The organism is Hymenobacter rubidus, assembly GCF_016734815.1.
GTDB classification, from domain to species: Bacteria; Bacteroidota; Bacteroidia; order Cytophagales; family Hymenobacteraceae; genus Hymenobacter; species Hymenobacter rubidus.
Genome location: NZ_JAERQF010000063.1, coordinates 1 through 8,635, shown reverse-complemented (window position 1 = coordinate 8,635; position 8,635 = coordinate 1). Strand labels below are relative to the sequence as shown.

The 8,635-nt window shown below is 63.6% G+C and carries 4 protein-coding genes; 1 reads left to right on the top strand and 3 read right to left on the bottom strand.

All coding sequences use genetic code 11. The features are described from left to right. On the top strand, positions 1–844 hold an 844-nt coding region (locus JKL48_RS22570; RefSeq protein ID WP_201987632.1), incomplete at its 5' end, for a TonB-dependent receptor. Between the two features lie 200 nt (positions 845–1,044). On the opposite strand, the gene JKL48_RS22565 is transcribed toward JKL48_RS22570, so the two are convergent. The 3 genes from JKL48_RS22565 to JKL48_RS22555 form a co-directional block, all read right to left on the bottom strand. After that, positions 1,045–3,636: a pectinesterase family protein gene (locus JKL48_RS22565; RefSeq protein ID WP_201987630.1), complete on the bottom strand. Its 2,592-nt coding sequence runs from the start codon at positions 3,634–3,636 to the stop codon at positions 1,045–1,047. A 244-nt stretch (positions 3,637–3,880) separates the two neighbouring features. Continuing rightward, complete coding sequence (locus JKL48_RS22560; protein ID WP_201987628.1) at positions 3,881–7,132, bottom strand: pectinesterase family protein; 3,252 nt, start codon at positions 7,130–7,132, stop codon at positions 3,881–3,883. A 273-nt stretch (positions 7,133–7,405) separates the two neighbouring features. Beyond that, positions 7,406–8,635: T9SS type A sorting domain-containing protein (locus JKL48_RS22555; protein ID WP_201987626.1), on the bottom strand; the 1,230-nt coding region annotated here is incomplete at its 5' end.

Below are 8,635 nucleotides of genomic sequence, written 5' to 3'. Positions count from 1 at the left end.
GATTATTCCCGATAGAGGCCCCGCACCCGGCACCCAGCCGCTGCCGGTGCTGCCGCCGCTGTCGGCGGCGCCGGCAGGGGTGGCGGCCTTTGTGCGCCGCAGCCGCCAGGCCCAGGCCGCCGATTTAGACCTGCACCCGGAGAAAGGCATTCGCAACGTCACGCTGGGCAACGTATCGGTAACGGCTAAGCGCGTGGCCGTGCCCAGCGACGACCCCCGCCGGCTGTATGGAGCCACCGGCGGCACGGTGATAGACTTCGCCAACGAACCTTCGGCCCAGTCGGGCATGAATATTCTGCAGTACCTGCAAGGCCGCGTGGCGGGCCTCACCATCAGCGGCAACCCGCCGGATATGACGGCCCAAATCCGGGGCAGCGGCACGCCCGTCTTCATCCTGGATGGCAACAAGGTCGACATCGACTTTATCAGCTCCCTGGTGTCGACAGATGTCGAGTCGGTCGAGATTTTCAAAGGCAACGAAGCCGCCATCTTTGGCAACAGCGGCGGGGCCATTGCCATCTATACCAAACGGGCCAACCCCAACTACAAAGGGGCCGACCGTCCGCCGGCGCCCGGCATTGCCACCATCAAGCTGCCCGGCTACTACGCCGCGCGCGAATTCTACCAGCCCCGCTACAACGCCCTCATTACCAACCCGCCGGCTGACCCCCGCACCAGCACGCTGTATTGGAACCCCTTGGTGCGAACCAATGCCAAAGGCGAGGCCGAGCTGCACTTCTTCACCGCCGATGGCGGGGGCACCTTTCAGGCCGTTGCCGAAGGCCTCAGCCGCGACGGGGTGCCGGCTCTCGGCACTGGCACATTGGTGGTGCGCGGGAAGTAGGTGGGCGGGCAGATACAGATGCATAAAAGGCCGTCATGCCGAGCGCAGCGAAGCATCTTGCCCGCCACCACTAATTAGTTGAAGCACGCGAGATGCTTCGCTGCGCTCGGCATGACGGGTAGTTATGTCGGCACTTTATCAACGAAAAATCCCCGCTGGCATTGCCAACGGGGATTTTTCTTGTGCATGGTCTGCTGAAATTACTCGCGTACCAAGCGCTGCGTCAGCGTGGCGTCGGCATTGCTCACGCGCAGCAGGTATACGCCTTTGGCCAGGCTGCTCAGGTCGAGCGGCGTTGTGGCAAGGCCAACCGCCTGCTGGTGTACTACCTGGCCCAGGGCATTGAGCACGGTGAGCGTGGCGGGCTGCTGGAAACCGGTTAGCTCCATGGTGGCGTTGCCGGCGGCCGGGTTCGGATAGACGCTCAGGCTCACGCCATTCTGCGTGCTGCGGGTGGCGGTTACGATGCCCGCCTGGCCTTTCATTACCACATCTTTCAGCTCGGCGTAGCGGCCGGCGCTGGAGCTGTTGCAGGAGTAGTAGAGGCGCACGGTGAGGGTTTGGCCACCGTTCACGGTTACACCGCTGGCATTGTTCAGCGCGAAGCGGTAGGTGCTGCCTGAGTTGGGCAGGGCAATGGGCGTGGTAAAGGCACCGTTGGCCGTGGCGGGGAAAGAGCCCGCCGGGCCCCGGCCGCTGGTTACGCTGGTGGAGTCGGTGGTGAAGTTGGACCTGGAGTACACCACCGCCAGCTGGCCGGTGGTATTGTAGAAGCCCGTCCACAGCGTGACCGAGTCGACGCGTACGGCCGTGCTGGCCGCCGCCACGGGCATGGTGAACTGCACGTAAAAGCGCCGGTTTAGCGTGCTGCCGGGGCCGCCAACGGCGGTGGTCCACTGGCCCGCGGCGACGGGCGCAAACGCTTTGCCGTAGGCCACCGAGCGAGCAGGAACGGCGGCTACGCTGCCATCGGAAACCACCAGCCGGCGCAAGCTCACGCTGCTGGCCGACACCGCCGACGAACGAATGGCGGCGCTGTCCTGGTCGCTCACTTTCAACGACCACCACTGCAGCGGGTTCGAGATGGGTGCAGGCGAACTCACTTTAGAGCCGGTCACGGCCACGTTCACAGTCGTGGCGGCCGTGCTTACGTGCGTGATGTTGCCAGCATAAGTGCCTACTGTGGCCGCGTTCAGCCGTACGCTGATGGTAGTGGCGGGCACTGTGTTGGCCGTGGGCGTGAGCACCAGCGGCGTGGTGTTGGTGTACCAGGTGGTGCCGTTGTTGGGCGAAATCTCGTAGCCGGCCGGGGGCGTCACCGTCAGGTTAGCGGTGAGGTTGGCTGCGGAAAGCGAGTACGTCTGCACCGCCGACGTGCCGGTTTGGTACTGCGCAAACACGCCCAGCGAGGTGCTGTTGGTGCTAATGGTAGCCACGCTCGAAATAACGGCGGTAGCGGTGGTGTGCGTTGCCAGACCAGCCTTCGAGGCCTGCAGCTTGTAGTAGTACACGTTGCCGGCCGTGGGCAGGGCATCGGTCATTTGGAAGTTGTAGGTCGAGTCGTTGGTGGCCGTGGTGGTGTTAATCTGGGTGAAGTTCACGTTGTCGGACGAGCGCAGCAGGTCGTAGCGAATGCCCGTCATGGCCCAGCTGATGTTCCAATCCAGGGTGGTTTGGGTGGCGCCTTTGGTGGCGCGGAAGTTCGACACGGCAATGTCCGGTGTGAAAGCCGTGCAGATGTTGCTGGCTACCGCGCAGGGGGCCCAGCTGCCAAACACAGTGCTGGTCTGGTACTGCGTGGTGTCGGACACGGCCAGCTGGCGCGACCAGGCCACGCGCTGACTCAGGTTCACGTTGTGGCCGTTGAAGTAGCGGGGCTGAAATTCGGCGTAGGTAATGATGGTGGGGTCGGTGCCCGAGTCCCACACGGTCCAGCCGGCGGGTTGAATCTGGTTGAAGCCGACGGTGGGCTTCACTAGAATCACTTTGTTCTGGGCCAGGGGTGAGCTGCCGGTTGAATTCTGCCAGGGCCGGCCCAAGTAGTAAAGCGTGCCGCCGGTATTGGACGGAATCTTGGCGTTGTGAAACACGAACCCGTAGGTTTGGCCGGGCGGCGTGCTGGCCGCCGTGATGTAAGACGCCCCGGTAGTCGGCCGTGACTTGGCGTAAATCACGCACCGGTCGAACACATCCACCGAGCTGCCGAAGATAAAGTCCACGTTGCCATCGATGTAGCAGTCGCGGAAGTAGTGCATGGGCGTGCCGCTGCCTTTCACGTACAACGTGTCCTGGTTGCCCAGGAAACGGCAGTTTTTGAACACGACTCGGTCGGCGTTCACCAACACGGCCACTGCCTGCGAGCCATCGCCGAAGCTGTTTTCGAAGGTGATGTTCAGGGCCGAAAAGTCGGTGGCGGCAATGCTGAAGCTGGCCGAGTTCTGGGTGCCCAGCTGCACGCCGCCCACGACGGTGCTGGCGCCGTCATCGTAAGTAAGAATGGTGTTGGCCACGCTTTCGCCCACCAGCTGCAAAAACGGCTTGTTGGCCGGAATGCTGATTTTTTCGCGGTAGCGGCCATTTTTGATGAAGATGCTGTAGACCGTGGTGCGGGCTGTGGGCGCGGCGGCAATGGCCGCTGCCACAGTGGTGTAGTTGCCGGTGCCGTCCTGGGCCACCGTCACGTCATAGGCAAATGCCCGGCTGATGCCCGCGAGCACGAAAAAGCTCAGCAAGGTCCAGAATCGGCCGGCTGAGCCCCGGCACGCAAAGCGCGTCGAGAAGAAGTTTGACATAGGGTAAGAGTGTAGTATTGGGGGAGAATTCCAAGTCAATATTACCCCGTGCCCAACCCAAAAGGCTCTGAACGAAGCCGCTTTATTTGTGCAATCGATGCCGGTAACGTTCTCAGGAGTCAGGCCACCCAGTTGCAGCGCCGCAGGGGCTCCTTGCGGCGCGCCCCAAACAGCAAAACGCCCCGACCAATGGCCGAGGCGTTTTGTGGAATGAAAAGATGATTTGTGGCTTGTACTGTGGCGGTTATTCCACCACCACTTTGCGCGTCACAGGCGTACCGTCCACGTTCAGTCGCAGCGTGTACACGCCTGCGGCTAGGCCGCGCACGTCTACTTCGGCGCTGATGGGCTGGCCTGCCGGGATGCTCAGTACGCGGCTGCGCACCGTCTGGCCCAGGGTGTTGATGAGGGCCACCGATACCGCTGACTTGCTGCTCAGCACGGGCAACTGAACCTGGAACGAGGTCGAGGCCGGGTTCGGATACAACTGCAGCTGCTTAGCCAGCGCCTGAGCCGGCGTCACGCCCAATACCGCCTGAGCCGTGCCTTTGAAGCGCAGGTTTTTCAGGAGCGCATAGCGCGGGATGCCGGTGCTGCCGCAGGCGTAGTACAGGCGCACGCTCAGGGTTTGGCCGCTGCCCACGGTCACGCCGCCGTTGCGCAGGGTTACGCGGTACAGGTTGGTGTTGCCGGAGGTCTGGTTCAGCAGCGGGAACGAGTTGTTGAAGCTGCCGCTGGCGCTAAGCGTCTGAACTCCGCCGGGGCCGGAAACGGCCACTATTTCGGTCGAGTCAGCGGGCGTGGTGAAGCCGTTCAGCGAGTACACCACGGCCATCTTGGTATTGGAGCTGGTGTTGTAGAATGCCGAGTTGAACAGCAGGGTGTCAACACGCACCGTCGAGCCAGCGGCCACGGGCAGCGTAAACTGCTCATAGTACCGCCGCTCCAGGGTGCCGCCGGGGCCGCCGGCGGCGGTGCTCCACTGGCCATCGCCGGCCGCGCTGGCCCCGAAGGCCTGCCCGAACTGGTTGGAATAAGCCGGAATCGTGGCCATGGTGGTGCCGTTGGACAAGTACAGGCGCTTGAGCGTGGGCACCGTGGCCGTGATACGGCTGCTGCGCACCTGGGCGCTGTCGGTGGCATTCACGCGCAAAGGCCACCACTGGAGCACAGTCACCGGTGCCGCGGCTACATCGCCTTTGAAGCGCAGGTTCTTGAGCAGTGCATAGCGCGGGATACCGGTGCTGCCGCAGGCATAATACAGGCGCACGGTGAGGGTGCGGCCGGGGGCCACGGTTACGCCGCCGCTGGGGTTGGCCGTGCTGGGGCCGCTGAGGGCCACCCGGTACAGGTTGGTGTTGCCGGAGGTCTGGTTCAGCAGCGGGAACGAGCTGTTGAAGCTGCCGCTGGCCGTGAGCGGCTGCGCGCCACCCGGCCCGCTCACACCCGTTATTTCGGTGGAGTCGGCGGGCGTGGTGAAGCCATTCAGCGAGTACACAATGCCCATTTTGGTATTGGAGCTGGTGTTGTAGAACGCCGAGTTGAACAGCACCGAATCGATGCGCATGGCGGGGGCGCCAGCGGCTACCGTCACGGTAAACTGCTCGTAGTACTTGCGGTCGAGCGTGCCACCGGGCCCACCGGCGGCGGTGCTCCACTGGCCATCGCCGGCCGCGCTGGCCCCGAAGGCCTGCCCGAACTGGTTGGAGTAGGCCGGAATCGTGGCCATGGTGGTGCCGTTGGACAAGTACAGGCGCTTGAGCGTGGGCACCGTGGCCGTGATACGGCTGCTGCGCACCTGGGCGCTGTCGGTGGCATTCACGCGCAAAGGCCACCATTCCAACAGGTTGGAGGTGATGGTGGGCGCCACAATGGCTGTGCCGGTCAGCGCTACCGTAACGGTGGTGGCGTTGGTGCTGGTCAGGGTGAGGGTACCGGTGTAGGGGCCGGCCGTGGTGGCATTCAGGCGCACATACACCGGCGTGCTGGCCAGGGTGCCGGTGGTCGGGCTCAGGCTCACGCTGCTGGCGTAGGTGCCGCCCGAAGTCAGCGATACCTGGAAGTTGGCGGAAGCCGTCACTATCACCGGTCCCACCAAATCGGAGCCCGAGACGGCCACGTTCTGGGCGCCCGAACCGGTGCCCAGCTGCTGGGTGAAACCACCCAGTGTGCCCGCGACCACAATGGTGGGGGCGCTGCTGATGGTGACAGTATCCGACGAAAGCTGGCGGGGCGTGGCGCTGCCGCGCACGAAATACTTGTACAAGCTGCCCGAAGCGGGTACGGCGTCGGAGTAGGAATAGTTGAAAATGGTGTCGCTGGGCTCGGTCTGGGTGTTCACCACCGCAAAGGCACCGAGGGGCGCGGGCGGCGTGGCCGTGGCGCGGTACACGCTCAACACGTCGCCGGAAATCGGCCAGCTCGTGTTCCAGGTGAAGGTCGACGTGGTGGCGCCCTTCACACCCTTGAAGTTGTTGACGATGACGGGCTTTACAAACGGCGTCACGCAGTCAATCAGCGAGCAGGGGTCCCAGGTGCCGAGGATGTTGGCCTTGGTATAAGTCGCGGCCTCGGCAGCTGTGAGCTGCGAAGACGGCTGCACGGGCGTCAGGCCTTGGCCCGACAGCACGCGGCTGCTCACGTTGATGGCCCGGCCGTTGAAGTGGGTGTTCTGGTATTCCACGAAGTAAGAGTCGCGGATGGTAGCCGTACCGGCCGAGCTGGTGGGCGACCAACCCTCGGCCAGAATGAGGGGCGTGTTCAGGTTGCAGTTCAGGAAAGCTGCTTTGGGGTTGGCCTGCCAGGGGCGGCCCAGGTCGTAGGTGGTGCCGCCGGCTACGGAGTGCCCGGTCACGTTGCAGTTCTTAAACACCAACCCGAAGGCCTGGCCCGTCGGGGTGTTCGGCACGGCGATGTAGGAGGTGGCAGCCGTGGCCTTGTTCTTCGCGTAGATGTTGCAGTTTTCGAACAGCGCAATGGCGCTGCCGAAAATGAAGTCCGTGTTGCCCTCAATGTAGCAGTTCACGAAGTACTGGCGCGGGGTGCCGTTGCCTTTCAGATAAATGGTGTCCTGGTTGCCCAGGAAGCGGCAGTTGCGGAAAGCTACCCGGTCATTGTTGACCAAAACCGCCACGGCCTGCCCGTTGGAGGCCGCCTCGCCGAATGCGTTTTCAAAGGTGAGGTTCAGGGCCGAAAAATCGGTGGCGTTGATGGTTACCGATGCCGAGTTCTGGGTGCCCAGCGCCACGCCGCCCACAATGGTGCCGGCCGAGTTGTTGTAGGTGAGAACAGTATTGGCCACGCTTTCGCCCACCAGCTGGATGAAGGGCTTGGTGGCCGGCACGTTCACCAGCTCCTTGTAGCGGCCGTTCTTAATGAAAATGGTAAACGGCGTGGTGCGTCCCGTGGGAGCTGCGTCGATGGCGGCCTGCACCGTCGTGTAGTTGCCGGTGCCGTCTTTGGCCACGGTCAGGTCATAAGCGAATGCGCGGCCCATACTGGCAAGCACAAAAAAGCTCAGCAAGGTCCAGAATCGACCGGCTGAGCCGCGCCACGCAAAGCGCGTCGAGAAAAAATTAGACATAGGTATGAGTGTAGTGTTGGGTGAGAGTTCCACATCAATATTACCCATTCACCGACCCAAACGGCACTGAGGCAGGCTGCTTTATTTGTGCAATCGTTGCCGGTAACGTTCCCGATATGTTCAGGCCCAAAAGCAAAAAAGGCCCACCGAATCCGGTGGGCCTTTTTTACTTTTGGGCCTAGCGGCTTACTCGCGCACGAAGCGGCGGATGGTAGTGCCTTCGGCCGTGCGGCCTTGCAGCATGTACACCCCAGCCGGCAGCGCCGACAAGTCAAGCGTCAGCAGCTGGTTGCCAGCGGCTACGTTTTGCCGGAACACCTGCTGACCCAGGGCGTTGAGCACCGTCAGCTCCACGGCTTTGGTACTGCCCGCGAGGGATACTTGCAGCTGGCCGGTAGGCGTGGGGTTCGGGTACACGCTCAGCTCCGGGCCATTGGTAGCCGAGCGAGCGGCTGTCACGGTCACCGTCACGGCAGCCGAGGCAGACGACGAGCAGCCGGCCGCGTTGGTCACCACCACGGTGTAGACGCCATTGCGCGTGCCCGAGTTGATGAGGTAGCTCTGACCTGTGGCGCCGGGTACCAGCACGCCGCCGAGGTAGAACTGGTTGCCGGTAGTCGACGACGAAGTGAGCGTGATGCCCGTAGCCGGCGTGCCCGTAACGGTGATGGTCGGCGTGGGCGGCAGGGCGTTGATGGTTACCGTCTGCGTGCTGCTGGCGGCGCAGGTGCCTGCCACGCTGTACGTCACGGTGTAGGTGCCGGCCGTAGCACCGGCCAGGGTGAGGGCACCCGTGCTGGCGTTCACTACAAGGCCCGTAGCCGGAGCCACGGTGAAGGTGCCGCCGGTAGCGCCCGTAATGGTGGCCGCTGCTGCCGTGCCGCTGGCGCAATACGCCGCATTCGCGTAGCTAAAGGCCGCCGATGGCACGGCCGTGATGGTCACGGTAGCCGTGCTGGTCACAGCGGCGCAGCCGCCGCTGGCAGCCACCGTGTTGGTCACGGTGTAGGTGCCGGGCGTCGACGAGGCTAGGGTAATAGCACCGGTCGTCGCGTTCAGCGTCAGGCCCGTGGTCGAGGAGAAGGTGCCGGCGGTGGCGCCGGTGGCCAGAGTAGCCGTGGGGTTGGTGCCGCCATTCACGCAGTACGAAGCCGCGCCGTAGCTGAAGCCAGCAGTCTGCGGCGCCGTAATGGTGACGGTGGTACCGCCGGTAGCCGCTGCGCAGCCACCGCTGGCCGCCACGGTGTTGGTCACGAAGTAGGTGCCGGGCGTCGAGGTCGAGGGCGTGATGGCGCCGTTGGCGGCGATGGTCAGGCCCGTGGTCGGGTTCACCGTGATGGTGCCCAGCGTCGAGCCCGTGCCAATGCCCAGGGCGACGGTGCCCGTGGTCGTGGTGCAGTAGCTGGTTGCGCCGTA